Annotated in this window: 24 protein-coding genes and 1 other annotated feature; of the genes, 3 read left to right on the forward strand and 21 right to left on the reverse strand. The window is 47.2% G+C overall.

Translation table 11 applies throughout. The features are described from left to right. Nucleotide 1: 1 nt before the first annotated feature. The 19 genes from AN618_RS01575 to AN618_RS01665 form a co-directional block, all read right to left on the reverse strand. Nucleotides 2–1312, reverse strand: a complete 1311-nt coding sequence (locus tag AN618_RS01575; protein ID WP_066351231.1) for a L,D-transpeptidase family protein — start codon at nucleotides 1310–1312, stop codon at nucleotides 2–4. A 117-nt stretch (nucleotides 1313–1429) separates the two neighbouring features. After that, nucleotides 1430–2263, reverse strand: a complete 834-nt coding sequence (locus AN618_RS01580) for an ABC transporter permease (RefSeq protein ID WP_483788264.1) — start codon at nucleotides 2261–2263, stop codon at nucleotides 1430–1432. Continuing rightward, nucleotides 2256–3170 carry an ABC transporter ATP-binding protein gene (locus tag AN618_RS01585; RefSeq protein ID WP_066351237.1) on the reverse strand — a complete coding sequence of 305 codons (915 nt, stop codon included), beginning with the start codon at nucleotides 3168–3170 and terminating at the stop codon, nucleotides 2256–2258. The genes AN618_RS01580 and AN618_RS01585 overlap by 8 nt, the downstream gene beginning before the upstream one ends. 4 nt (nucleotides 3171–3174) lie before the next feature. After that, complete coding sequence (locus tag AN618_RS01590) at nucleotides 3175–4290, reverse strand: zf-HC2 domain-containing protein (protein WP_066351238.1); 1116 nt, start codon at nucleotides 4288–4290, stop codon at nucleotides 3175–3177. Between the two features lie 3 nt (nucleotides 4291–4293). Further along, nucleotides 4294–4806: an RNA polymerase sigma factor SigX gene (locus tag AN618_RS01595; protein WP_222926222.1), complete on the reverse strand. Its 513-nt coding sequence runs from the start codon at nucleotides 4804–4806 to the stop codon at nucleotides 4294–4296. A 49-nt stretch (nucleotides 4807–4855) separates the two neighbouring features. Then, nucleotides 4856–6013 carry an alanine racemase gene (gene alr / locus AN618_RS01600; RefSeq protein WP_245628338.1) on the reverse strand — a complete coding sequence of 386 codons (1158 nt, stop codon included), beginning with the start codon at nucleotides 6011–6013 and terminating at the stop codon, nucleotides 4856–4858. Nucleotides 6014–6044: 31 nt separating this feature from the next. Further along, nucleotides 6045–7115, reverse strand: a complete 1071-nt coding sequence (locus AN618_RS01605) for a lipid II:glycine glycyltransferase FemX (RefSeq protein ID WP_066351241.1) — start codon at nucleotides 7113–7115, stop codon at nucleotides 6045–6047. Nucleotides 7116–7253: 138 nt separating this feature from the next. Continuing rightward, on the reverse strand, nucleotides 7254–8138 hold the full coding sequence (gene ilvE / locus AN618_RS01610; RefSeq protein WP_066351243.1) for a branched-chain-amino-acid transaminase: 885 nt from the start codon (nucleotides 8136–8138) through the stop codon (nucleotides 7254–7256). 61 nt (nucleotides 8139–8199) lie between these two features. Continuing rightward, nucleotides 8200–8416, reverse strand: a binding site (T-box leader). A gap of 87 nt (nucleotides 8417–8503) precedes the next feature. Beyond that, nucleotides 8504–8935, reverse strand: coding sequence for an acyl-CoA thioesterase (locus AN618_RS01615; RefSeq protein ID WP_066351248.1), 432 nt, complete (start codon nucleotides 8933–8935; stop codon nucleotides 8504–8506). Nucleotides 8936–8943: 8 nt separating this feature from the next. Then, complete coding sequence (gene pyk, locus AN618_RS01620) at nucleotides 8944–10692, reverse strand: pyruvate kinase (RefSeq protein WP_066351249.1); 1749 nt, start codon at nucleotides 10690–10692, stop codon at nucleotides 8944–8946. Between the two features lie 21 nt (nucleotides 10693–10713). Beyond that, nucleotides 10714–11673, reverse strand: a complete 960-nt coding sequence (gene pfkA, locus AN618_RS01625; protein WP_066351250.1) for a 6-phosphofructokinase — start codon at nucleotides 11671–11673, stop codon at nucleotides 10714–10716. 16 nt (nucleotides 11674–11689) lie between these two features. Beyond that, nucleotides 11690–11884, reverse strand: coding sequence for a hypothetical protein (locus AN618_RS01630; RefSeq protein ID WP_066351251.1), 195 nt, complete (start codon nucleotides 11882–11884; stop codon nucleotides 11690–11692). 40 nt (nucleotides 11885–11924) lie between these two features. Next, complete coding sequence (locus AN618_RS01635; protein ID WP_066351252.1) at nucleotides 11925–15356, reverse strand: DNA polymerase III subunit alpha; 3432 nt, start codon at nucleotides 15354–15356, stop codon at nucleotides 11925–11927. Nucleotides 15357–15365: 9 nt separating this feature from the next. Beyond that, nucleotides 15366–16664: a DRTGG domain-containing protein gene (locus AN618_RS01640; RefSeq protein ID WP_066351253.1), complete on the reverse strand. Its 1299-nt coding sequence runs from the start codon at nucleotides 16662–16664 to the stop codon at nucleotides 15366–15368. A 46-nt stretch (nucleotides 16665–16710) separates the two neighbouring features. Continuing rightward, entirely contained in the window at nucleotides 16711–16977 is a 267-nt protein-coding gene (locus tag AN618_RS01645) for an HPr family phosphocarrier protein (protein WP_066351259.1), read from the reverse strand. Continuing rightward, nucleotides 16977–17939, reverse strand: a complete 963-nt coding sequence (whiA, locus tag AN618_RS01650) for a DNA-binding protein WhiA (protein WP_245628339.1) — start codon at nucleotides 17937–17939, stop codon at nucleotides 16977–16979. The genes AN618_RS01645 and whiA overlap by 1 nt, the downstream gene beginning before the upstream one ends. Before the next feature lie 27 nt (nucleotides 17940–17966). Beyond that, nucleotides 17967–18905 (reverse strand): gluconeogenesis factor YvcK family protein, encoded by a 939-nt coding sequence (locus AN618_RS01655; protein WP_066351265.1) that lies wholly within the window; start codon nucleotides 18903–18905, stop codon nucleotides 17967–17969. After that, on the reverse strand, nucleotides 18895–19767 hold the full coding sequence (gene rapZ / locus AN618_RS01660) for an RNase adapter RapZ (RefSeq protein ID WP_066351380.1): 873 nt from the start codon (nucleotides 19765–19767) through the stop codon (nucleotides 18895–18897). The genes AN618_RS01655 and rapZ overlap by 11 nt, the downstream gene beginning before the upstream one ends. Beyond that, nucleotides 19764–20525, reverse strand: a complete 762-nt coding sequence (locus AN618_RS01665) for a PHP domain-containing protein (protein ID WP_066351267.1) — start codon at nucleotides 20523–20525, stop codon at nucleotides 19764–19766. The genes rapZ and AN618_RS01665 overlap by 4 nt, the downstream gene beginning before the upstream one ends. Nucleotides 20526–20609: 84 nt before the next feature. On the opposite strand from AN618_RS01665, the gene AN618_RS01670 reads away from it, so the two are divergent. From AN618_RS01670 to AN618_RS01680, 3 genes are read left to right on the forward strand one after another with little or no spacing between them, the layout of a single operon-like run. Continuing rightward, nucleotides 20610–21326, forward strand: a complete 717-nt coding sequence (locus AN618_RS01670; protein ID WP_066351269.1) for an HAD family hydrolase — start codon at nucleotides 20610–20612, stop codon at nucleotides 21324–21326. Next, complete coding sequence (locus tag AN618_RS01675; RefSeq protein WP_066351271.1) at nucleotides 21323–21661, forward strand: YlbF/YmcA family competence regulator; 339 nt, start codon at nucleotides 21323–21325, stop codon at nucleotides 21659–21661. Before AN618_RS01670 ends, AN618_RS01675 begins: the two co-directional genes overlap by 4 nt. Before the next feature lie 4 nt (nucleotides 21662–21665). Next, the gene (locus AN618_RS01680) at nucleotides 21666–22841 is read left to right on the forward strand and encodes a class I SAM-dependent rRNA methyltransferase (RefSeq protein WP_066351273.1); all 1176 of its coding nucleotides are present in this window, start codon (nucleotides 21666–21668) and stop codon (nucleotides 22839–22841) included. A 30-nt stretch (nucleotides 22842–22871) separates the two neighbouring features. Here the strand turns inward: AN618_RS01680 and mgtE (AN618_RS01685) are convergent, their stop codons facing one another. After that, nucleotides 22872–24215: a magnesium transporter gene (gene mgtE / locus AN618_RS01685; RefSeq protein WP_157081592.1), complete on the reverse strand. Its 1344-nt coding sequence runs from the start codon at nucleotides 24213–24215 to the stop codon at nucleotides 22872–22874. Between the two features lie 2 nt (nucleotides 24216–24217). Beyond that, entirely contained in the window at nucleotides 24218–25591 is a 1374-nt protein-coding gene (gene mgtE, locus AN618_RS01690; RefSeq protein WP_066351275.1) for a magnesium transporter, read from the reverse strand. Between the last annotated feature and the right edge of the window lie 85 nt (nucleotides 25592–25676).

The following is a 25676-nucleotide window of genomic DNA, read 5'->3' on the forward strand; positions in this document are numbered from 1 at the left end:
TTCAATCGTGGATTACGACCATAGTTCCTTCCGGGATGTTTTCGTAAAACCACTTGGCGTCTTCATCTTTGAGCCTCACGCAGCCGTGGCTTGCGGGTATGCCGAGTTTTTCATATTCCTCCTTTATGACGTTCCGGTCTTTGTCCCTGGGCATAGAATGAAAAAGGTAATTATCCTTTATCCTGACCCAGTAAAAAGCCCCCTGCCCGAACCTTTCCGAAAAAAACCACACTCCCCTGTCCTTTACAGTAAAATACCCCAGAGGCGTTTCGGTGTCGGACCCGGGCCTTCCTCCGGATGCCAGCATGGTCTTTACGATTTTCTTGCCCCTGTATACCACCACTTTCTGCAGGGGTTTTAAGCTAACTTCCACCCACAGACTGTCCCCGATGGGCTTTGCGGTAAATTTGAAACGGTAGGGTGCCGATTTTTGTCCGTACACCGATGTACCCTCCACCGAAGCCTCGTAAGTTTCTCCCGGGAGAAAAACCGAATGGGGCTTAAATTCGGCTGTTTTCCCGCGGCAAATAACATCCCCGCTCATCCGGCTCACCTTAATTAAAACTTCCCGCATTTCCTGGTCAAAGTCGACCTTTAAAACTGTGTAGGGCATAACATCTGCCCTACCGTTTTCGGGGTAGGTAGATATCACCTTTGGAACTGGGGCAACCTCAAACCACCTGGAATAACCCGAAAAGACGCTTTCGCCGCTTTCAAATTTTACGAAGTATTTATCCCCGGGCCGCAATGGCTCGCGAGGGACGAGAAGCCACCGGCTTTCATCCTTGAACAATTTGCCCGTCGCCGTGAGAATGTAGGAGGGCCTCAAATCAAAATCGAAGTCGGCCCGTAAGTATTTTGAAATTTCCTCTTCCTCTACCGGAGTGCTAAAGCTCAAAACCACGGGCCCCGAGCTTGCAACAGGCGACGAAACCTCAACCGGAAAAGGCCGTATTTTCACCCTGTAATAGACCCTCACGCCCTTTAAAAGGCCCGGCACCGCGGTTTTTAAGGGTTCTATGCGAAGTATCGTTTTGAAACCTTTAGGGAGGCCCTTTTCAAGAGCGTAGATTTCCAAAGTCCTATCGTCCAACCAGCGAAAGGTTTTTACAAAATCCATCCCCGGCCTTTCGGACTCCAGGCGGATTTTATCTGCCGCATCCCGTTCTATTACCGGGATATAAAATTTAACCCTTATCCGCACAAGACCGGTATCATTAAGCTGCTCTATTACTACATTGTTGAAACTGGACACCGCAACCCATGCTGCAATAACCAAAAGAATAATTAAAAGCAAGTACCTGCCCCTCACCGGTCCACCCCCTTTAACTATTTCTATGACTTAAATAAAACAATTTTGACCAAAAAGAAAAAAGGGACGTCTTTTCAGACATCCCTTTTATACATTCACAGTTTAACGCGAATTTTTTTACATGTCCCTTAATGTAAAGCTTCTTGCGGCCATATAGAGCATGAAGACCATGTAACCTGCCGCATAAAGGAGCATGTAAAGGCTCGGTTCGGCACCGCCTCCCAGCAGGTTATTTCGCAAAAAGTAAATGCCGTTTGAAGAAAACAACACGGAATTCATTTTCCTGTAAATGGCATCGGTGGGCATCAAAAGGCTTGCAATTATCCCCGCGTTTATGAGCCCCGTAGCGCTGCGGCCTCCCAAAGATATCAAATAGCCTATCTGTTCCACCCATCCTCCGATGAGCGCAAAGCCGTAAAGCATCACCGCCATGATGCCCGTGCCGAGCGTCGACATGCGGGCGCTGCCCCAAAGGCATACCGAAAGGAGTATTAAGGGCATCCACAAAAATAAAAGGGCTCCGTTAAAAACCTGAGAAAAACTAAAAACCACTCTTGCCCCTAGAGCCTTGTTCAAAAAAATAATGCCAAAAAATAAAAAGAGGGAGTAAAGGGAAACTATAAGCCCTATGCCGAAAAATTTCCCCAGCACCACTTCATAGCGTTTTATCGGTTTTACCAAAACCGCCTGCATCACGCCGCTTTCCACGTCCGCCGACAGAGCCCCCGCCGAGGAAATTACCACCAGAAAAGCAACTATAAGTGAGGCAAAGTATAGCCCTACAGTAATAAATTCGGAAAAAATCGGAAGTGCCAAGGTGTTAACTCTAGGCAGTGCCTCGTAAGCTTCTTTAATCCCGAAACCATAGAGGGTCAAATACGCAAGCGTCAAAAGCAGCACGAAAAACAAAGCCTTTTTATGGAACATCTCCTTGAAGGTGTACTTAATCACCGTTATCAAGGGCTTCCCCTCCCCTCACCAGATTTACAAAAAGCTCCTCCAAAGAAACGCCTTCCATTTTTAATTCATAAAGGGGGGTCTCTGACTGCACTATGACCTTTGCTATCAGGGGTATGTCATCCCTTTTGGCCACTTTTATCGTCAGTGAATCCTCCCGGAGCTTGACTTCTACGGCAATCTTTTTCAACTCTTCTATTAGGCCCTCGGCGGGACTTCCTATTTTCGCCGTCAACGCGGAATTTTCAAAGAGTAAATCTTTCAGGTCCCCGCAGGCTATTATTCTGCCCCTGTTGATTATCGCCACCCGGTCGCACACCATTTCCACTTCGCTCAGAAGATGGCTGTTTAGGAAGACGGTTTTGCCCTTCTTTTTCAGGTCCCTTATTATCTCGCGCACTTCTATCCTGCCGACGGGGTCTAAAGCCGAAGTGGGCTCATCTAAGAAAACCAGTTCCGGGTCGGCCAAAAGGGCCACTGCAAGTCCGAGCCTCTGCTGCATCCCCTTGCTGTAGCCTGCCACCTTCTTTTTCTCGTGCCCGGAAAGTCCAACAAGTTCCAAAAGCTCCGAAATCCTTTCGGCAGGCCTTGGTATTTTGTAAAGCTCCGCATGGAAGCGCATGACTTCTAATCCTGTCATCCAGTCGTGGTACCTGAAATTTTCCGGCAGGTATCCGATTTTGCCCATTGCCCTGATGTCCCCTAGGGGCCTTCCAAGCACGCGGGCACTCCCGCCGGTGGGGCGCAAGAGCCCCACCAGAGTTTTCACGAGAGTACTTTTACCGGCACCGTTGGGGCCTAAAAACCCGAAGACCTCGCCCTCTTTCACACTGAGATTGATGTCGACGCATCCGCCCTTTCCGTCGTACTGTTTTGTAAGGTTGAAAGTTTCTATTACCATGTCTTCACCTCAAAGATTCGGCTATTTTAAGCATTTCTTCCAGCGGGAGGCTTCCATCGAGGGCGAATATCGTCTGATTGTCCGTCCATAATATTGCGTAATTAAAGGCGTTATCCCCCCATCTATTTTTCACCAGGAGGGCCGGCTTTCCTTTTACGGTTATATCTTCGACTTCGGAATGCTCCGCATCGACGGGGATGGGTATGGTGGCCTGCCAGTTTTCGATTCCGGAAAGCTGCTGCCTTATGTTTTCCGGCAAAAGCGGAAGCTCTAGCATCGCTTCCCTTACGGCGTTTAAATCCACGCCCTCGGGAACCTGGATTTCGGGAGCCCCCACCTGGGTTATGACGAAGGATTTAAAATTCGCCCTTTCCTCCTCACTTACAAAAGTCTGCCTCACCGTTCCGGTTGTCCTTATCACGAAAGTCTTTCCATCCATTTCTTCTGGAAGGGTCTTTTCCCCACCAAAGGCCATAATAAGCCTGTTTATGCCCTCCACGTCGGGCGTAATTTCCAGCTTTTGGGGTTTTTCCACCCCGACGAAGGCAAGCTTATATCCGTCAAGTTCGCCAAATGGCCTAAAATCGAAGTCCACTTTTTCCGCAGCCGATTCAACCTCTTCGGGCTTTACCTCTTCAAAGCCGCCTCCGATGGACTTGAACTTTCCGAATTGCTCCAGGTCTATCTCTTTTACGCCGCTTTCGTTCAGCCTTTGCCTTATCTTTTCTATGTCTTCCGGCGTGATTTTTACCGCCTCGATCCTGGACATCCTGAATACGCCAAGAAAGTCCGCCACCGCATCCCTTACAGGAGAAACCAGCACGGCCGAAAATACGAGCAGCACCCCTGCAAAAGCGGCGACGGCCTTCCCGTACTTTTTAATCATATTTTCCGCTCCCTTCCTAATCATAAAGTATTTGTACCGCTTTTTTAGAAATTCCATCGAGGGATTGAAATCTATCGCCAGCTTTTCTTTCGCAAATTCATCCAAATCCTTCAACTCATCCAGCACCTTTTTGCACTTTGCGCAAGTATCCAGGTGGGTTTTTACCATTTCCTTTTCCCTTTCGTCGAGTTCCCCGTCCAGATACGCCTGCAATATCCCATCGTCATAGCACACGGCTCACACCTCCTCTTTGAAATATTCTTTAAATTTCCGGTGGGCCCGGGCTACCAGCGTGCCTATGGATGTTTTCTTGACTCCGAGAACTTCTGCAATCTCTTCGTAACTGTAGCCCGAATGCTTCATGATGAGTATCATCCTATCCCTTTCGTCCATCTTTGCGAGCACCTGGCGCACGTAAATCTGTTCCTCCAGAAGGTGAAATATTTCCGAATCCCTTCTCAAAAGCCAAAATTTAATCTCCCGCTTTTTCCTGTTGTCTTCTCCCCTGAGGTAGTTGTAGGCCAAATTTTTTGCCACCCGGAAGAGCCATGCCCCTGCGCTTCCCTCCTTTCCGGGGGGATTTTGATAAAATTTTAAAAAAACTTCCTGGGCCAGGTCTTCGGCAAGAAAAGGGTCGTTGAGCATATAGAAAAGCTGCCGGTATACCTTTGCGTAGTAATTCGCGTATACCTCACTGTACTCCAGAAAACCCACCCCCTTTGATTCCTTCCATACATAAAGACACAGCAAAAGGGCAAAACGTGACAAAAAAAACGCGGAAAAACCCGCGTTTTTTTTGTCATGCTAAAAATCCATTTTCCCCAAGCCTTCCGACACTTTTTCCTTCCTCCTCGACGAGATAAATCTTTTCTGCCCCTTTATAGTAAATGGGGTCGATATTTACGGTGACTTCATCGCCGACTTTTGCTTTTACTCCGGTAAGGTCCACGGCGGTAAGCTGCATCCCTATCCTTCCCAGGACCTTAAGGGGCCTGCCATTTATAAAAACCACGGGCTGCGGTCTTAAAAAGTCCTTTACGTCATGATAAATGTTTCTAATCAAACCGGAAACAGAGTAGGTGTAATTTCGCCTCTGCACTTTCAAGCCCTCGTAGTACCCCACCGGGATAATCCCCACCAGCATATCTTTGGACGCCCTATAAGTCCTTCCGTAGCCTATATACGAACCCCGCACAAGATGCCTTATCTCGAATATTCTTACCTTCACGCAAGAAGCCTTTTCAAGTTCAACAGATTTGTTTTTGAACATTGTGACTCCGAAAAGCGCTCCTCCCACCCGAACCATGTCCATCCTGGCTTTGGGGAAATCCATGGCCGCAACGGAGCTTGCGGCGTGGCGCAGAGTCACGTTTATTCCGGCTTTTTTTAAGTTTCCAATCACTTTTTCGAAACAAGAAAGCTGCCTTAAGGTATAGTCGCTTTTTCTCGCAAACGCATCCGAAAAATGGGTGTAGGCCCCTTCATATACCAGATTGGTGTAATTTTTTAATTTAACCAGTATCTCGTCCAAATTCTCCAAGCCGAAGCCAAAACGCCCCATACCTGTGTCGAATTTAAGGTGGACCCTGCACAAAGTCCCTTTTTCAAAAGCTGCTTTATTTAAAAGCTCCGCACTGTCAAGGTTATAGACTGTAGGGGTTATGTCGTATTCCATGAACTTCTCGCAGTCCTCCCGGCAGATAGGTGCCGTAAAGCAGAGTATCCTGCCTCTGACCCCAGCCCTCCTTAATTCAATCGCTTCTTTTAGAAATTCGACTCCGAACCACTCCGCCCCGGCCTGCTGCAGGGTAAGCGCTACCTCCTCCAGTCCATGCCCGTAGGCGTCCCCTTTAACGACCGCCATAACAGGTACTTTTACTTCCCGCCTTATCTTGTCGTAATTCCTCTTTATAGCGCTCAAGTTAACTTCCATGTATCTTTTTTGAGCATCGAGCAAAGAAAGACCCTCCAACCAATTTATCCGTCGCCTAAAGTTTCATCTTTGCTTTTTTCAAAACCAGGGTGAGTTTTCTGCGTAAATCCCTGAAAACCGGCACCCCTTTTTGAAATATCGTGTACCATAAAGGACTGAATACGAGGTCGTATTCTCCTACGAATTCCGTAAATTCTCCGCTGAATCCCTTTTTAAACCTGTAAAGCCCGTAAAGTGGGTTTTCGGGATTTAAATCACCCGACACCCCCCGAAAGTCGTAAAGGGTGCACCCTCTTTCCTTGGCCAGCTTTATCATTTCCCACTGCAAGAGGTAATTGGGCATGACGTTTCGGTGCTCGTTGCTGCTCGCGCCGTAAAGGTACCAGCACTTTTGTCCGAAGAAAAGGCAGATGATTCCCGCTATCACCTTCCTGTCGTATTCGGCGAGAGCAAGCTCCATAAATCCCTTCGGCTTTAGGCAGTCGTACATCCTTTCAAAGTATTCGAGGCTCCTTACCACGAAGCCGTCCCTGATTCCGGTGATTTCCATAATCCTGTGGAATTCCTTAAGGTCCTCCCGGCTTCCGAGCCTCACCCTCACTCCTTTTTTTTGAGCCAGCCTTATGTTGTACCTGGTCTTATGGTGAAATCTCGCCAAAAGCTCGTCCAACGATGGAGTGATATCGAGACGGAATACGAACCTGGGCTGAATTGCTTCAAAATTAAGAGCTTCCAGGTTTTGGATGAACCCCAGCTTTTTTAAATTATTTACCGCTTCCCGGTCTTTTATACTTATATCGGGATCAATTTTAAGCATTATCGCGCCGTGTTTTTTCGCAAGTTTCTTAACGTTTTCCACAAGAAATTTCAACGTCTCAAAATCGCACATGTCGCAAACGGGCCCTCTGGGTGAATATATCATATATTTTCCAACCAGCGGAAGCGGCCTTAAGAGCAGCAACATCGAAGCCCTTATCCTGCCTTCATCTTCCACCATTACGTGCATCGACCGCCAGTTTTCTTCCTTTACCTGAGCCCACTCCAGACTTTGCAGGATGTGGCCCTTCGGGTGACTTTTTATAAAATCAGTATATTGATTTTTATCGCCGTCAACAACAAATTTCATCTATACAACTCCTCTGAAAGCTTCATTGAAGGACCTTATATTTAGTCCACCTATATTATCCTTCATATAAAAACGGGCGTCAATGATAAATTAAGGCCGGCAAAAAATAAAACCCGGTCTTAAAAACCGGGTTTTACATCAACGTGAGGGGTAAATCTCTTCACCGTCGACTTTTACCAGCTCTTTGAAAGCCTTGAGCAGTAATTTGGTCACAGGACCCGGCCTGCCGTCGCCTATCACCCTGCCATCCACCTTAACTACCGGAATCACCTCGGCCGCCGTCCCCGTCAAAAAGCATTCATCGGCTGCATACAATTCGTACCTGGTGAACAATTTTTCCTCGACCTTAATGTTATTTTTCTGCGCCAGCTCTATTATGGCATTCCTCGTGACCCCTATAAGAATCCCTGCATAGGTCGGCGGTGTAATGAGCACGCCGTCCTTTACTATGAATATATTGTCCCCCGTACACTCGGCCACGTAATCCTGGGTGTTCAGCATCACGGCCTCCATTACCCCGGCCTGGTTAGCCTCGATCTTCGCCATTATATTGTTCAAGTAATTGAGGCTTTTCATCTGGGGATTTACCCCTTCGGGTACATTTCTTCGCGTTGCCGCGGTGATAATTTCAAGACCTTCTTCGTACATCTTTTCGGGATAAAGCACGATTTTGTCGGCTATGCACACTATGGTGGGCTCGTGGCATTTCCTGGGGTCGAGCCCGAGGTCTCCTATGCCTCTTGATACAACCAACCTAATATACGCATCTTTCAGCTCATTTTGCCTCAACGTCTCTAACACCACTTCCTTCATTTCATCTTTCGAAAGGGGTATATTAAGCATTATTGCCCTTGCCCCGCTGTAGAGCCTGTCAATATGTTGTTTTAGTCGGAATACCCTGCCGTCATAGGCTCTGATGCCTTCGAAAACACCATCCCCGTATAAAAATCCATGGTCGAATACGGAAATTTTAGCTTCCTCCTTGGGATAAAATTTGCCGTTGATATATACTTTGATGCTCATTTATATAAACCCCCTCTTTTTTTGTATAAAAAATTTAACCCCTCATCCCGAGACCTTTAATCCCAGGGACGAGGGGGTTTTCCTCGCGGTACCACCCTGATTTGCCCGAAATTTCAGTGCGGGCCTTCTTTACAATAACGCTTAAGAGCGGCTCCGGACTACTCATTTCGCCCGGGCTGTTCGGGAACGATGGGAATAAACGACTCGGTACCGGCTTTCACCTTACCCGGCTCTCTTTCACCGCCGTCGATTTACCCCTTTTCCCTCATCACATTTTTCTTTATCGATTTTGTAAAAAAACAGCGGCTTTCTGCACATGCCGCCTGTTTTGTTTTATGTATTTTAACACCAAAATTTTGATTTTGTCAAGAGGACGGATGGAAATTTTGTAATTTGTCAAGAACTTCCCATATATGAGGGTGACTTTTTTTGAGATTGAGCGGCCTTCCGTCTTTGTCTACAAAAGCATGCTCGGTATAACCTTCCGCAAGGAGCGTCCCGTCATGCTGCCGAAATACCTCGTAAGTTAATTTTAACCTCGTGGGCTTCATATCCTGCACCTTGGTTTTTACAATTACCGTATCTCCAAAACGGGCCGAACGCCTGTACCGACAAAAGCCTTCTATCACCGGCAGGAATACGCCCTGTTTTTCTATCTCCCAGTAAGGCAAACCCGCAGATTTGAAAAATTCGGTTCTCCCCACTTCAAACCACACGTAATAGTTGGCATGGTAAACTATCCCCATCTGGTCGGTCTCGGCGTACCTGACCGAAAAAGACGTTTCGACAGTTTTCATCGCACCACCTACTTCACATCGGCTACGCCCCTGTAGACCAAGCCCCTCTGGCAGTCTATTGTAACTTCGTCGCCCGTTGATAGCTTTTCTGTTGCCCCCTCAGCTCCTACAATGACCGGGATGCCCAGTTCTATTCCGGCTATAGCCGCGTGCGAGGTGAGACCGCCTTCCTCGGCTATAATGGCCGAAGCCCTCCGAATTACCGGCATGTAATCTTTATCGGTAGAAGCCACGACGAGGATGCAGCCGTCGGGCATAGCCTCGGCTTCTCTCAGGGTCCTTGCAACATGAACAGTCCCGTGAACCGATTTCGTGCCTATTCCCGTACCTTTTAAAATCACATCTCCCACCACTTGAACCCGTATAAGATTGGTGGTACCGCTTACGTACAGGGGAACGCCCGCAGTTATCACCACCAAATCGCCTTTCTTTATGAGACCCGATTCCAAGGCTCCGTTCACCGCTTCCCTGAACATCTCGTCGGTAGAGGTGGTTTCCTTTACCCTGATTGGGAAAACACCCCATACTATCTGAAGGGTCCTGGTGACCTTTTCTCTGGGCGTCACCGCGATAATGGGCGCTGAAGGCCTGAACTTGGCCACCATGCGCGCCGTATATCCCGATTTCGTGGAGGTGATTACCGCACTTGCTCCCAGGTCCTTGGCTATCGTATACGTGGCGTGGCTTATGGCATCGGTCACCGTCCTTATGCTGGTCTGCCTTTTTACGGCCGTGGCATCCAGCGAAACGCTCTCTTCCACTTTTTGGGCAATCCTTGCCATAACTCTAACGGCTTCTACGGGAAAATCTCCCGCAGCCGTTTCTCCCGAAAGCATAATGGCATCGGTGCCGTCCAATATGGCGTTGGCCACATCGGTAGCTTCGGCCCGGGTCGGCCTTGGATTTCTTATCATGGACTCCAGCATTTGAGTGGCCGTTATCACCGGTTTTCCGGCCCGATTGCACTTTTCGATAATTATTTTCTGCACCAAGGGGACTTCCTCGACGGGTATCTCCACTCCCAAATCTCCTCTTGCCACCATTATTCCATCGGCAACTTTTATTATCTCGTCTAGGTTTTGTACCCCCTCCTGGTTTTCAATCTTGGCAATTATTTGTATGTCGTTTCCACCGTTTTCCTCGAGAATCTTCCTTATTGCCAGAACATCCGAAGCTTTTCTTATAAAAGAAGCTGCTATGAAGTCCACTTCCATCTTGATTCCGAAAAGAATGTCTTCCACATCCTTGGGGGTCACGGCAGGAAGAGGAATTGACTTGCCCGGCAGGTTCACGCCTTTTTTGGAACTCAGCTCACCGCCGTTCAAAACCGTGCATAGGATTTCAGCATCCGCAACTCTTTTTACCTCTAATTCGATAAGGCCGTCGGCAAGCAGAATCCTGTCACCCGCATTTACCAACTGCGTAATTTCTTTCAGATTTACGAAAACCCTGTTTTCATCCCCTTCCACAGGATATGTCACCAAAGTGAACTCCTGGCCTTTTTTTAATAATACCTTCCCGCTAGCGAAAGTTCCAAGGCGTATTTCCGGTCCTTTGGTATCCAGCATTATGGCAACAGAAGCATTCAATTCCTTTGCCGCTTCCCGGATTGCCGCGATTCTCGCCCCGTGCTCCTCGTGGGTGCCGTGGGAAAAATTAAGCCTTGCGACGTTCATCCCGGCCTTAATCAGTTCTTTTATTATTTCCTTTTTCTCACTGGCAGGACCGATCGTGCAAACTATTTTCGTTCTCCGCATAAATTCAACACCTTCCCCTGCCTATATAGCCAAGACACTCGCCAGGTTATAAAGTTCCTCGTTTAAGGGCTTTTGTGCGGAAAATATTTTCTCCAGGTCCGTGACCACAAGCTCCCCTTTTACCCAACCTATCATTTTATCGCTGACACCATTTAACAAGAGTTCCACCGCTTTTCCGCCCATCTGGCTGGCCAGTATCCTGTCGAAAGCCGTGGGAGTACCTCCCCTTTGAAGGTGCCCCAGTACTATAACCCGCGTCTCAAGCCCCGTCATTTCCTTAATTTTTTGCCCGACCTCAAAGGCATTTCCTGCTCCTTCGGCCAGAATTATTATGCTGTGGAGCTTCCCGCGCTTGTAACCGCTCATTATCTTGTCGCAAACGCCTTTTATCGTATAGGGCTTCTCCGGGACAAGGATAGTCTCCGCTCCACACGCGACTCCGGAGTAAAGGGCAATGTGCCCCGATTCCCTTCCCATCACTTCTATTATGAAGGTCCTTTCGTGAGATGTAGCCGTATCCCTTATCTTGTTTACGGCTTCAACCACCGTATTGACGGCGGTATCAAATCCTATCGAATAGTCCGTAAAAGGAATATCGTTGTCAATGGTCCCGGGAATGCCGATGGTTGGAACCCCTCTTTTCGCAAGTTCCGCAGCACCTCTGAAAGAACCGTCTCCGCCAATGACCACAAGCCCTTCAATCCCGAGTTGCTTTATATTATTCACAGCCTTTTCCATACCTTCTTTTGTCTTAAATTCTTCCGAGCGGGCGGTCCTCAAAATAGTGCCGCCCCGGTGGATTATATCTCCCACCGACCCCAAGCTCATTTCCACAAAGTCTCTCGCCAAAAGGCCGGCATAACCTCTTCTTATGCCATAAACTTCAACGCCGTTATATATAGCGCTCCGAACAACCGCTCTGATGGCAGCATTCATGCCTGGCGCGTCTCCGCCGCTGGTCAGAACTCCTATCCTCTTCACGTCCTTCTCCCCTTCATCACAGATTTTTTTCCAAAATCGTTTTTTGAGCTTCTTCTGCTTCCGACTCCGGCACGAGGATTTCTATATAACATCCCCGCTTTTTGCTCTTCATTATTTCCTTGGTCTTCACCAAAAATCCTTCTTCTTTCAAGGCGTTGACCACTTTATCCGCATTTTCTTTGTCGGTAGCCATGTACACTACAGTCCACATCTCCGGGGCCTCCTTTAATTGTTTTTATTATCCTCAGGTCTCAAATCGCCTTTTCTATGAAAAGGCAGTTTTGAGGTCCAATAATACTGCAGATTTTTTTTGAAAATTCCTCGGAAAAATTCACATAGTAGCTTTTGTCTACCAGAATCGCTTTCAGATTATTTACACTATAAATTGTAACAGGTACGTTCCCCGGATGCAAAAGGAAAAACTCCTTTAAGTTTTCTATTTTTTCATCGACGTTTTCATTATTTTCGTTTAACAAAATGACAAGTACGCCCTCTCTTCTTTTCTCCAAAGGTTCTATCTCCTCTGCTATCACTTTCGGCGTTTCCTCTTCTTTCAAATCCACCCTTCCTCGAATCAATACTTTGCAATCCTGCTTTAATTCATCGGAAAACTTTTCGTATACGCTCGGAAATGCTATAATCTCCATCGACCCGGTCAAATCTTCCAGCGTAATAAAGGCCATGAGTTTTTCATCTTTCGTGGATTTCGTCTTGATATCGGTAATTATGCCCCCAACTATGACCTGGGAATTGTCCTCGATGTCAATCTCATCCCCTTTAAGGGCGCTGCTTTTTAATGTGGTTCTCCTGTTTAAAAGGTCCTCGAACTCCCGAAGGGGATGCCCGCTAAGGTACAGTCCTAAAACTTCTTTTTCCATGGAGAGCATCTCGTTTTGAGGGTATTCCGGAATATCGGGCAATTCATCTCTCATCGCTTCACCGTCGTTAATCATCTCAAAAAGGGAAAGCTGACCCTTCGCCGCCTGTCTTTGATTTTTCTGCACCCGGCTTAAAACGTCCTCATAGACTCTTAAAAGCTGAGAACGCCTGGCACCTAGCGAATCAAAGGCCCCGCTTTTAATAAGGCTTTCAACGGCTTTTTTGTTTATTTCCGCCTGATCCATTTTTTCGCAAAAATCGCTGAAGGAAACAAATCGCCCTTTCTCTTCCCTGCACCTTATTATAGCCCTGGCCACGTTTTCTCCCACATTTTTTACAGCCGTCAGTCCGAACCGGATTTTGCCGTCCCTCGCCGTGAAAACTTCAAAACTTTCGTTGATGTCGGGAGGGAGGACTTCAATTCCCATGTGCCTGCATTCTGCGATGTACTGGGCCACCTTGTCGGTGTTGTGCCTTACGCTCGTGAGCAAGGCCGCCATAAATTCCACCGGAAAATGGGCCTTCAAATAGGCCGTCTGGTACGCAACCATGGCGTAGGCGGCAGCATGGGATTTGTTAAAACCGTACCCGGCAAAATACGAAATTTCTTCGAATATCTTTTTTGCAGTCTCCTCGTCTATGCCGTTCGCGGTACACCCCTGGATGAAGGCGCTGCGCTGCGCTTCCATTACTTCCTGCTGCTTTTTACCCATGGCCTTCCTCAAGATGTCGGCCTGGGCAAGGCTGAAACCGGCCAGTTCCTGGGCTATTTTCATCACCTGCTCCTGGTATAAAATTATTCCGTAAGTTTCTCTCAAGATGGGCTCCAATTTGGGATGAAGGTATTTTATATTTTCCGGGTTGTTCTTGTTTTTTATAAATTCGTCGGCGGCGCCGCTGCCTAAAGGACCGGGCCTGTAAAGTCCGATGACGGCTATTATGTCCTCAAAGCGCTCGGGTTTCAGCTCTTTTAAGAGGTTCCGCATGCCGCTACTTTCCAGCTGAAATACCCCAGTGGTTTCACCACGGCCCAGCATTTCATATACTTTTTTATCGTCCAACGGAATTTTTTCTATGTCAACAACGGTTCCCCGTGCCCTTTTTATCAACCTCAGCGCATCCTGGATAACTGTCAGCGTTCTCAGGCCGAGGAAATCCATCTTCAAAAGGCCCAGTTCCTCGAGGGCGGTCATGGTAAATTGGGTGGATACCGTAGAATCCCCCACTTTGTGGAGCGGCACGAGTTCCACCAGAGGCTTGCTGGAAATCACCACACCGGCTGCGTGAGTGGAAGCGTGCCGGGGAAAACCTTCCAAAGCTTTTGCCGTGTCTAAAAGTTTTCTCATCCTCTCGTTTTCGTTGTAGAGCTTTTTCAGTTCGGGATTTAATGTCAATGCCTTTTCAATCGTCATACCCGGCTCCATGGGAACCATTTTGGCCACGGAATCCACTTCGCTGTAAGGATAACCGAGAACCCTGCCCACGTCTCTGATGGCCGCCCGCGCAGCCATGGTTCCGAAGGTCCCTATCTGCGCAACCCTGTCGGCGCCGTATTTTCCGACGACGTAATCGATGACTTCCTGCCGTCTTTCGTAACAAAAATCCACATCTATATCTGGCATCGTCACCCTTTCCGGATTGAGAAACCGCTCAAAGAGCAGGTTGTACTTAAGCGGGTCCACGTTGGTTATGTAAAGGCAGTAAGCCACCAGACTTCCGGCGGCGGAACCCCGGCCTGGTCCTACCATTATGCCGTTTTTTCTGGCGAAATTTACAAAGTCCCACACTATTAAAAAATAGCTGGAATAACCCATTTTTTTTATTACATCCAGCTCGTAGTCGAGTCTATTTTTAAGTTCGGGGGTAACCCCGCCGTATCTTTTTTTGAGCCCCTCGTAGCATAGTTTTTCAAGATAAGAGTCTTCCGTAAAACCTTCCGGGACGTCAAAGCGGGGCAGGTGGACCTGGCCGAATTCAAGTTCCACATTGCACCTTTTTGCAATCCTCACGGTGTTATCTACCGCTTCCTGCAGGTGCGGGAAAAGCTCCCTCATCTCTTCCTCCGATTTCAGGTAAAATTCGGAGGAATTAAATTTTAACCTGTCTTCATCCCTTATGGTTTTCCCGGTTTGTATGCACAGCATGGCATCGTGAAATTGCTCGTCCGACTTCAGGATGTAATGGACATCGTTTGTCACAACAAGGGGAATGCCGGTTTCTTCGCTTAACTTTATCAGCCCGGAATTTACCAGTTTTTGCTCTTTTAATCCGTGGTCCTGAATTTCCAGGTAAAAATTCCCCTCGCCGAAAATATCGTTAAATTCCAAAGCTACATTTTTCGCCTTCTCGTATTCTCCGTTTAGAATATGTTGAGGTATCTCCCCGGCAACACACCCGCTCAAGGCGATGAGGCCTTCACTGTGTTTTTTCAGAAGTTCCTTATCCACGCGGGGTTTGTAATAATATCCTTCCAGAAAACCCTTAGACACCAGCTTAACTAAATTCCGGTATCCCGTTTGGTTTTCCGCAAGAAGCACCAGATGATACTGGTCGTCATCTATGCCAGGCTTCCGGTCGTTAATGGTTCTCTTTGCCGTGTAAACTTCGCAACCAATTATGGGCTTTATGCCCGCAGATTTCATCGTCTTATAAAAATCTATTACTCCGTACATCACGCCGTGGTCTGTGATGGCCATGGCATCCATCCCGAGCTCTTTTGCCCTCCCGGCCAATCTCGCTATGTCGCACGCACCATCGAGCAGGCTGAAATTCGTATGAACATGCAGGTGGACAAAACCGGCCATTAAAGTCACCTACCTGCCTAAAACTTTAACCGACATTATCGCTTTTGCAATCAAATCCCCGCCGCCGATGAGGCTGACTTCCACCTTCCCGGACCTTCTTCCTATCTCGATAATATCCGCGTTTATTTCTATCTCTTCATCCAGCTGTACCGAACCCGAAAAGTAAACCGTAAAGCTGTCGGGGATAACCTCGGGCCGCCTTTTGCTCCTGAATGCATTGATACCGGCATTTACCAAGGCGTTAATCAAAGAGCTGTGACTTGGTACTCCGTAAGGACTCAACATCACCGGCCCCGTCTTCCCCTGAAGTCGCACTCCCCTTTCAGTTTTAAACACATTGAAGTGGTCCATAATCAGGCTGTCAACCGTTTCTGCAATCTGTGGCTGAAGGCTTAAACTGCGAAAAGCCTTGATGGCATCCTGACGGCTTATAACTCCGAGAAGCTTTTTGTCCTCCACTACGGGAATGAGTTCGATTCCTTCCCAGACCATGAGATGGGCCGCATGAGCCACCGGTGTTTCGGGACCGACCGTTATGGGGTCTTTGGTCATAACTTCCCTTATCGACACTTCGTCCTTTAAATCCGCCACGTCGTTGGTCGTAACTATGCCTATTACCTCACCGTCGCCGTTAACTACCGGAAACCTGCTGTGACGGGTAGCCCTGACCAATTTCCTCCAATCGCCCACCGTCGCCCTTTCGTCCAGATAATAAGGGTTTTTAACCATTACGTCCCTTACCCTCACCACATCCTTCCTCAGCAGCCTGGTAAAGATGGCCCTGTTTATTATGGTGGCCACCGTAAAAGTATCGTAAGGCGATGTGATGAGAGGCATCCCCTTTTCGTCCGCCAGCCTCACCACATCGTCGTCGGCTTTAAATCCACCCGTAACGAGAACCGCAGCCCCCATAGTGAGCGAAAGAAGCTGGGCTTCCTTTCTATTCCCGACGATGAGCAAATCTCCAGGCTCGATGTATTGTCGCATTTCGTTCACTTCCATAGCCCCTATGAGAAATTTTTTGAGAGGCTTGTGAAGGCCTGCGGTTCCTCCCATCACGCTGCCATCCACTATGTTGACCACTTCTGCATACGTCAGCTTCTCTATATTTTCTCCATCAGTCTGCTCTATTCGTATAGTTCCTATCCTCGGTATGGTCGACACCAGGCCTTTCAGCTGGGCATCTTTTATGGCCCGGTATGCCGTGCCCTCGCTGACGTTCAGCTCCTGGGCAAGCTGCCTTACCGATATTTTCGAGCCTACTTTCAGATTTTTAATGTATTTTATTATCTTATCGTGTTTTGTCATAAATATCCCCCGCCGGAGTTTTTGACTCGGCCCCGGCCTTTATGAATTATTCTTCCCCGAATTTGCTTTCCACAAGTTCCACCAAAGCCTCTACCGCATCCTTTTCGTCTTCACCCTGAGCCGAAATCGTTATGGTTGTCCCCTGACTTACCGCCAGCGACATCACGCCCATGATGCTCTTGGCATTTACCTTTTTGCCTTCTTTTTCAATGAAAATCTCCGACTTGAATTTATTGGCAGTCTGGACAAACATGGCTGCCGGCCTTGCATGCAAACCTGTCTTGTTTTTTACAACTACCGTTTTTTCGTACATTATAATTCTTCCTCCCTTTTAGATTTGATTTTTTCTGCAAATTCCTCCAATTTTTTTAAGCGGTGGTTTACACCCGACTTGCCTAAAGGCGGCGTCATCAACTGCCCCAGCTCCTTAAGGCTTAAATCGGGGTGTTTTACCCTCAGCTCAGCTACTTGCTTGAGCCCGGGCGGCAGGTGTTCGTAAACCCCAATTTGTTTTAAAAAATTTATCATTTCAATCTGGCGGATGGCTGCGTCAACAGTTTTGTTCAGGTTAGCGGTTTCGCAGTTGACGAGTCGGTTTACGCTATTTCGCATCTCTTTTAAAACCCTGATATCCTCGAATTTCAAAAGGCTTTCGCTGGCGCCTATCAATCCCAGCAGGTCCCGGATATCGTCGCCGTTTTTGAGGTACACAACAAAAGTACCCTTTCTCGCCGCCACCCGGGCGCTTAATCCAAAACCGTTTATAAGTTTTGCCAGAGATTCGGCCTGTTCCCTGCTGGCGGCCACGAATTCCATGTGATACGGTCCCTTAGGGTCGCTAATTGACCCGCTGCCCAAAAAAGCGCCCCGCAGGTACGCCTTTCTGCAGCACCGCTTTCTTATGAGATCCGGTTTAATGTTATCTTTTATATAAAACCTTTCCTTTTTAAAGAGTATACCGATTTTTTCTAAAAAGTTCCCCATATCGGGTGCGCTGGCGGTCACTTCGTACAAATTGTGCTTTTTCATTTTTTCTTTTGTAACGACTATCTCCACTTCGGCCTCGAGGAACTTTTTTAAAAGCTGTATAAACCTCCTTGCGGTAGAAGCACTCTCGGTGATCACCTTTATGTTGATGGTACTACCTCCGCCGGTTATCTGGATACTGCCGCTCATCCTTATAATTGCGGCCAGTTCTGCCAGTTCGCAGTCCCTTTCCGCCGATATTCGCGAAAGTTCATCCTTCACTTCCGAAGAAAAGGACAACGCGGCCACCCGCCTCATGATTTTATGCTTTGTTCTCTATTTTATTATATCCATTATCACTTTGGCAAGCTTTATCGGGTCATGTCTTACCACGTCCGCAAAACCTAAAAGTTCTCCGTAAATCACCTTGCAGCCCAATTTCTTTATATTTTCTTCATCGCATGCCACGGGGCAAGCTCCGTCTGCCAAGTATTTCAAAAGTAAATGATCCGGAATTTTTTCCGCATTAACGATCACATACTCTATCAAATTTCCCCCTGCGTGTTCCATTATCGTTTTTACGTGGTCGAAAGCGGTATAGCCGTCGGTTTCGCCGGGTTGCGTCATCACGTTGACGACGAATATTTTCTTCGCCCTCGAATTTCTAACGGCATCAGCCAGATCTTTTATCAGAAGGTTTGGCAGTATACTTGTATAAAGGCTTCCGGGGCCTAAGATGACGGCATCCGCCCTCTCTATCGCCTCTAAGGCTTCCGGCAGCGGTTTTGCATCCTCCGGAACGATTCTTATTCTTTTGATTTTTCGCCCCATCCTCGGAATCTGCGATTCCCCCTTTATTACGGTGCCGTCTTCGAATTCGGCCGCCAGTATTACGTCGCTTAGAGTGGAAGGTAAAACCTGCCCGCTTACAGCCAGCACCTTGCTTGATTCCTTTATCGCCAGCTCAAAATCCCCAAGTATTTCCGTCATCGCCGCCAAAAACAAATTGCCGAAGCTGTGCCCTTTGAGCGAACCCGCATTGAATCGGTACTGAAAAAGTTTTTCCATAAGGGGTTCCGTATTCGCCAGGGCCAAAAGGCAGTTCCTTATGTCGCCAGGCGGCAGTATCTTTAGTTCGTCCCTCAAAATCCCCGAGCTTCCTCCATCGTCGGCAACGGTTACTATCGCCGTAATGTTTTTGGTGTATCGTTTCAATCCCCGGAGCAAATTGGGAAGGCCCGTTCCACCTCCTATGGCGACGATCTTATAGCTCATCCTTCTCACCCCCGCCACTGTTTTCGTCTCTGTGTTCTACTATTACTTTATGACCTTCTTTTCTCAAAAGACTCGCCAGTTCATTGACTATGGCCACTGACCTGTGCCTTCCACCGGTACATCCTACGGCGATCACGAGCTGAGATTTCCCTTCCCGGATATAGCACGGGATGAGAAACTTTAAAAGGTCGGTAAGTTTTTCCAGAAACTTTTGGCTCTCGGGACAGTTCATTACGAATTCCCTTACCCTGGGATCATTTCCGGAGAGCATCCTGAGTTCATCCACGTAGAATGGGTTAGGCAAAAACCTCACGTCAAAAACCAGGTCCGCATCCAGGGGTAAGCCCTGTTTAAACCCGAAAGAAACCAGGTTAATTAAAAGACCCGTTTCCTTTTCTGTCTCGATAAATCTCCTCACTATCTCTTCCTTGAGCTGGGCGGGAGTTTTATAGGAGGTGTCAATGATTACGTTGGAAGCGGCTTTCAGGGGCTCAAGCTTTTTCCTTTCCAGATTTATCCCATCAATTATCCTTCTTTCAGGCGCCAGTGGGTGACGGCGGCGGCTTTCCTTGTAGCGTTTTATCAAAACTTCATCAGAAGCATCGAGGAATAAAATCTCATACGAATAACCCATGTTTTTTAAGCTTTTCAAACTCTCGAAAAGATGGTCGAAAAAATCGCCCCCTCTTATGTCTATGACAAGAGCTATTTTATTTTTTCTCGTCTGGCGGCACAGTTCCGCAAATTTGGGTATTAGCGCAGGGGGCAGGTTATCAACGCAAAAATATCCGTGGTCCTCGAATATCCGAAGGGCCAGGGTTCTGCCCGCCCCCGAGAGCCCTGTTATAATTATAAATCTCATCTCTTCCTCCATAAACTCTCCTCCCAATTTGTACCCGCGTTTATGATATCTTCCTCGGTAAGTCCCCCCTTAACGGCAATCTCTATTCCTCTTTCCAGCTCCCCTACCTTTTCAGGAGTGTGGGCGTCGCTGCCAATGGCAAACTTAACGCCCAAGCTTTTTGCAATCCTTACATATTCCTCGGTCATATACCCGTGGCCGGCGTTTATCTCCATGGCGGTGCCGCAAGATGCTGCGGCCTCAGCTAAAGCAGCCGTGTCTATCGGCACGTGAAGGCCCGGATGGGTAACTATGTGCACCCTGTAATTTTTCAGCGCATTTATCAAAGCCCGGGTGTTCTGCTCCATCACCTTCGGCCTTAATTGAATTATCCTTTTGGCGGCTAAATTTTCAAAAAAAATATGGTAGAAGTCCTTTAAAGTCACACCCCACACCATCGGATGAAGTCCCACCATAACGTAATCCAACTCTTCCAGCAATTTTTCGGGCAGGTCAAGTTTTCCGTCAACGCTTATTATGTTGGCTTCGCAACCAAAAAGTATTTTGATGCCTCTGTACTTCCCCCGCAAGTTTTCTATTTCCTCTTTCATTCTTTTAAAATCGTCAAGAGTCGGGCCGATGCCGATATTGGCAGGGCCGTGTTCGGATATTCCCACGGCCTTCAGGCCTTTTTTTATCGCCGCTTCCACGTTATCCCTTATAGTTCCGCGTCCGTGGCTGTAGCGAGTGTGGGTATGGAAATCGGCCCATATTTTCATCGACTTTTCCTCCTTTGAAATAGTATAATATAATTTGTAGTTGTCTTCAATTTAAGTTTTTGCAAAGTTCGGGGAGATGATTTTATGAAGGCGATACTTTTTGATTTAGACGGCACCCTGCTTCCGCTGGACACCGACGAATTCATAGAAAATTATATGAAAATGCTCTCTTGGGAAATGAAAGCCCTGATACCCCCAGACCTTTTCGTAAAGAAGCTTTGGGATTCGACCTATGCCATGATTAACAACACGGACCCTGGAAAGACCAACAAGGAAGTCTTCTGGGAGAATTTTTTCGAAGGCATTGAATGTGAAAGAGAACCGGTGCTCTCCAAAATAGAGGATTTTTATAAGAATAAATTTCCCGAACTTAAGAAAGTGATGAAGCAAAATCCCGTATCCTACAGCATCCTAAAGGAAGCCGAAAGTCTGGGCTTCGAACTTGTTATAGCCACTAACCCCATCTTCCCCGAAATAGCCATTCGCGAAAGGCTTCGCTGGATAAATGCCGAAAACTTCAGCTATAAACTCATCACTACATACGAGAACATGCATTTTACAAAGCCTCGCTTGGAATACTATGAAGAGATTTTAAACATAATCGGCACAAATCCCGAAGAATGCCTGATGGTGGGAAACGACGTGGAAGAAGACCTGGTGGCATCCAAATTAGGCATAAAAACCTTTCTTGTCACCGATTACATAATAAATAGAAAGGGCATAGAACCGAAGCCGGATTATGCCGGCTCTTTGAAAGATCTGCTTCATTTCATAAAAAATACGGGAGGGAGGCCGCATTGAACGTATACGATGCAGCCCACGAACTTGCAAGGGCTCTTTCCCGCTCTCAGGAATATCTGGAACTTAAAGCAGCAACTGAAGAACTGAAAAAAGACTCTAAGGCGGAAGAAATGCTAAGGGACCTTAAGGCGAAGCAACTTGAAGTGGAAGCCTTAAAGCTTTCAGGCCGGCCCACTGAAGAAGCAGAAAGGCAACTTCAAAACCTTTACGACATAGTTTCGCACCATTCGCTGATAAAGAAATATCTCGAGGCAGAGCAGAGGTTTTTCATCCTAATGTCCGACATTCAGAAAATCATCGCAAAAGCTGTAGACCTGGATTTAGACGGGAGGTAAAAAATTGGCCAAAGTAATTTTGACCCCTCACCGAAAAAAGCGAATAGAAAAGGGACATCCCTGGGTTTTCAAAACCGAGATAGAAAAAATCGAGGGAAATTACAGCCCCGGCGACCTAGTAGAAGTATACGACTTTAAAGGTAAATTTCTGGGCAGGGGCTACATAAATCCCCTGTCGCAAATAACTGTGAGAATTTTGACGAGGAACAAAGATGAGGAGATCGACAGAAATTTTTTCAAAAAAAGGATAGAGGACGCCTTCGAATACCGGCAAAAATTGGGATTTAACGGGAGTTTCAGGCTGGTTTACGGGGAAGCTGATTTCCTGCCGGCCCTCATAGTCGACAAATTCGAAGACGTATTCGTAATTCAAACACTGGCTCTGGGTATGGAGCGGTTCAAAGATGTCATCGTGGATATCCTCCGGAAAATGTTCCAACCCCGTGGAATTTACGAGAGAAACGACGTTCCCGTCCGTGAATTGGAGGGGCTGCCTCTCACGAAAGGTTGTCTGTATGGAAACGTCCCGGAAAAAATCCTCATAGAAGAAAACGGCCTAAAACTTTACGTCGACGTCATAAACGGCCAGAAAACCGGCTACTTTTTCGACCAAAAGGAGAACCGCCTCGCCATAGGGCCATTCGTAAAAGGCGCCGAAGTTTTGGAATGTTTCTGCTACACAGGTTCTTTTGCCTTATCTGCCGCCCGTTTCGGTGCTAAAAAAGTTATCGCCTTTGATTCATCCAGGGAAGCCGTAGAACTTGCCAGGGAAAACGCCGCCTTGAACGGCTTTGAAGGCATCATAGAATTTCACGAAGGGAACGCTTTTGACGTTTTGAGGCACTTTTACAAGAGCGGAAAAAAGTTCGATGTGGTCATACTGGACCCCCCTGCTTTTGCCAAAAATAAACAAGCCTTAGAAGGCGCAATAAGGGGCTATAAGGAAATAAATTTGAGAGGTCTAAAAATTTTAAAACCCGGAGGGTTTCTTATCACCTCGTCATGTTCCCACCATGTGGATGAAGACCTGTTCTGGGAAATAATAGAGTCAGCTGCCTGGGACGCACACGTCACTTTAAGGGTTATAGAAAGAAGAACCCAGGCAAAAGACCACCCGATTCTTGCCGCCTCGGACGAAACGAGGTACCTGAAATTTTTCATTCTTCAGGTCATAAAGTGACCCCTGCCTTTTTAAGGCAGGGGTTTTATTCTATAATTTCAAAATGAGGTTGGCTGTACTGAAATATACAAGAAGGCCTATAACATCGAGGAGCGTCGTTACGAAAGGCCCCGAAGTCACTGCAGGGTCGCGTCCGAGTCTATTCCACATCAAAGGTATGAAAGTGCCCAAAAAAGCCGCGATGGTGAGATTCAGAGCCATGGACAACCCGATTACCAGCCCCAAAGCGGGAGCACCCTGCCACAAATATGCTATGGCAGCCACAATCGCACCGTTAACCAGTCCCAATATTGCCCCCACGCCACTTTCCCTCAGTACATTTTTCCATATTAAAAGAGGCTCGATTTGTCCTGTGGCAAGACCTCTTACCACTATTGCTGCCGATTGGGTGCCCACGTTACCACCCATATCCATCAAGAGCGGAATGAAAAACGACAATGCTACCACTGCCTGCAGTGTTTCTGAAAAATTTTTTATAACGTTTCCTGATACAATTTCCCCGAAAAGGGCGACCAATATCCATGGCAACCTCCTGCTGGCCCTAAAAAGTGGCGAACTTTTTTCCGGAGCTATTTCTTCCGATGCCCCCGCCATTTTGAGAATGTCCTCGGTAGCCTCTTCCTGGGCTGCATCCATAACATCATCGAAAGTTACAATGCCTAAAAGAATGTTATTTTCATCCACCACCGGCAGGGCCAGAAACCCGTACTTCGCCATAAGTCTTATTACTTCTTCCTGGTCCTGAGTTGCAAAGACCTTTTTTACATCGGTATACATTATTTCCGAAAGAGGCGTATCTGGTTCGGAAAGCACTAGGTCCCTAAGTGAGAGGACTCCCAGTAATTTGCCGCCGTCATCCACGACGTAGACGTAATATATCATTTCAGCATCCGGAGCGATTTCTGCCAATTTGTCCAAGGCTTCCTTTGCCTTCATATCTTTCGGAAAAGCTATGAACTCGGTGGTCATTCTACCGCCGGCAGTGTTTTCATCGTATAAAAGCAGGGACCTTATCTCGTTTTGTTCCTGCTGGTGCATAATATGCAAGAATTTCTGGCGAGCGCTTTCGGGCAGCATCCCCAGATAATCGGCCACATCATCGGTCGACATCTCTTTCAGCAAAAGAGCAGCTTCTTCCGGTGCTATGTGAGTTAGAATGAAAGTTACTTTTTCGGGCTCTAGTTCTTCCAGTACATCCCTGGCGGTTCCGAATTCCAATTTTTTGAAAAGCTCGAGACATTCCCGGGGCTCGAGGTCGGAAAAAAGCTCGGCTATGTCGACGGGGTGGCTATCCTTTAAAAATTCCGCTGCTTTTATAAAATTACCTTCTTTTAAAAGCTGTTTGATTTCGTTCGAATTCAAGCCGGAGCCCATCTTTAAAACCTCCCGAAACCCACTGTTTTTTGAATCCCCAGGAACGTCACCGTAAGGGCAAAATAAATCAGCAGTGCTGTCACGTCGATAATGGTGGTTATGAACGGCCCGGAAGCGACGGCGGGGTCAACTTTCATCTTATAGAAAATCAGGGGAATCAAAACACCGATGAATGCTGAAATCACTATTGCAATGCTCATCGAAGCACCAACAACCAAGCTAAGGTGAAAATCCTTCTGCCATAAAGCAGCAACAGCAGCAATTATGGCGCCGCAAGAAATACCAACGAACATCCCAGCGAAAGTTTCGCCGATTAAAAATCTCATCACGTTCTTTATGGAAATTTCCCCTGTGGCAAGCCCCCTTACGGATAATGCCAGGGACTGGGTGCCCACGTTGCCGGCTGTGGCCATGAGCACGGGAATGAAGAAGGCCACTGCCATCACGCTTTCCAGAACGGCTGAATATCCATCTATAACAACCCCGGAGACCAGGTCTCCAAAAAGGCAAACCACCAGCCACGGAAGCCTCTTTTTTACAGCCCCCAATATATTGGTGGTAAGGAGTATATCGTCTTCCGGCGTTATTCCCGCCAGTTTATGGATGTCTTCCGTGGTTTCCTCTTCTAGCACTTCTAAAGCATCGTCCACCGTAACTATTCCCAGAATGCGATTTTCCGCGTCCACCACCGGTATTGCCAAAAGCGAATATTTGGAAATGAGCTTGGCCACCTTTTCCTGATCTTCATCCACTCTAACGGAAACCACTTTTTTATGCATTATTTCAGCAATCCTTTTATTTCTCGGAGCGGCGATGAGTTCCCTTAGGGACAAAACTCCAAGAAGGTGTTTTTCTTTGTCCACAACGTAAAGGTAGTATATGGTTTCAGCTTCTCTTCCAAACTTCCTTACATCTTCGATGGCCTCTTCCACGGTTATGTTGTCGTAAAGGTAAACATAGTCGGTGGTCATTATGCCGCCGGCAGAATCTTGAGCTAGTTTTATGAGGGATTTTAGCTCCTGTTGATGCTCCTGTGGCAATTTTGCCATCAATTTCTCAACTTTTTCATCGGGCAGTTTCTGGAGCAGGTCTATTATTTCGTCCACCGACATATTTTCTAAAATTTTTACGAGATGCATTTCGGGAATCGATTCAATGTAAGGAATTCTCTCTTCGGGCTCGAGCTCTTCGAGCACTTCGGTGGCTTTTTCCAGGTCGAGCAGTTCAAAAAAAACCTTTTTATTTTCGCCTTTTACTTCTTCCAAAATCTCCGCTATGTCTGCTGGATGCAATCTAGACAGTATCCTTTTTATCTCGTCGGTTTTTCTAGACAGGATTAACTGTTTTAAAAGAGCGACCTCCCTTTCATTTTTCATCCACTTCCCTCCCCGAAAAACTCGGGGCTACATCCTGCCGCCGGAGAGCGGCAAGAGGGCCCCGGCAAATTTTAAATTGTTTCGC

It is taken from the genome of Fervidicola ferrireducens (assembly GCF_001562425.1).
Lineage (GTDB): Bacteria > Bacillota > Thermosediminibacteria > Thermosediminibacterales > Thermosediminibacteraceae > Fervidicola > Fervidicola ferrireducens.

Coding starts and splice junctions, on each gene's coding strand:
- AN618_RS01585 (WP_066351237.1), bottom strand. CDS start 3,170: ATGGTAATAGAAACTTTCAACCTTACAAAACAGTACGACGGAAAGGGC.
- AN618_RS01605 (WP_066351241.1), bottom strand. CDS start 7,115: ATGAAATTTGTTGTTGACGGCGATAAAAATCAATATACTGATTTTATA.
- ilvE (WP_066351243.1), bottom strand. CDS start 8,138: ATGAGCATCAAAGTATATATCAACGGCAAATTTTATCCCAAGGAGGAA.
- AN618_RS01615 (WP_066351248.1), bottom strand. CDS start 8,935: ATGAAAACTGTCGAAACGTCTTTTTCGGTCAGGTACGCCGAGACCGAC.
- pyk (WP_066351249.1), bottom strand. CDS start 10,692: ATGCGGAGAACGAAAATAGTTTGCACGATCGGTCCTGCCAGTGAGAAA.
- AN618_RS01630 (WP_066351251.1), bottom strand. CDS start 11,884: ATGTGGACTGTAGTGTACATGGCTACCGACAAAGAAAATGCGGATAAA.
- AN618_RS01635 (WP_066351252.1), bottom strand. CDS start 15,356: ATGGCCGGTTTTGTCCACCTGCATGTTCATACGAATTTCAGCCTGCTC.
- AN618_RS01640 (WP_066351253.1), bottom strand. CDS start 16,664: ATGACAAAACACGATAAGATAATAAAATACATTAAAAATCTGAAAGTA.
- AN618_RS01645 (WP_066351259.1), bottom strand. CDS start 16,977: ATGTACGAAAAAACGGTAGTTGTAAAAAACAAGACAGGTTTGCATGCA.
- AN618_RS01655 (WP_066351265.1), bottom strand. CDS start 18,905: ATGAGCTATAAGATCGTCGCCATAGGAGGTGGAACGGGCCTTCCCAAT.
- rapZ (WP_066351380.1), bottom strand. CDS start 19,767: ATGAGATTTATAATTATAACAGGGCTCTCGGGGGCGGGCAGAACCCTG.
- AN618_RS01665 (WP_066351267.1), bottom strand. CDS start 20,525: ATGAAAATATGGGCCGATTTCCATACCCACACTCGCTACAGCCACGGA.
- AN618_RS01670 (WP_066351269.1), top strand. CDS start 20,610: ATGAAGGCGATACTTTTTGATTTAGACGGCACCCTGCTTCCGCTGGAC.
- mgtE (WP_157081592.1), bottom strand. CDS start 24,215: ATGGGCTCCGGCTTGAATTCGAACGAAATCAAACAGCTTTTAAAAGAA.
- mgtE (WP_066351275.1), bottom strand. CDS start 25,591: ATGAAAAATGAAAGGGAGGTCGCTCTTTTAAAACAGTTAATCCTGTCT.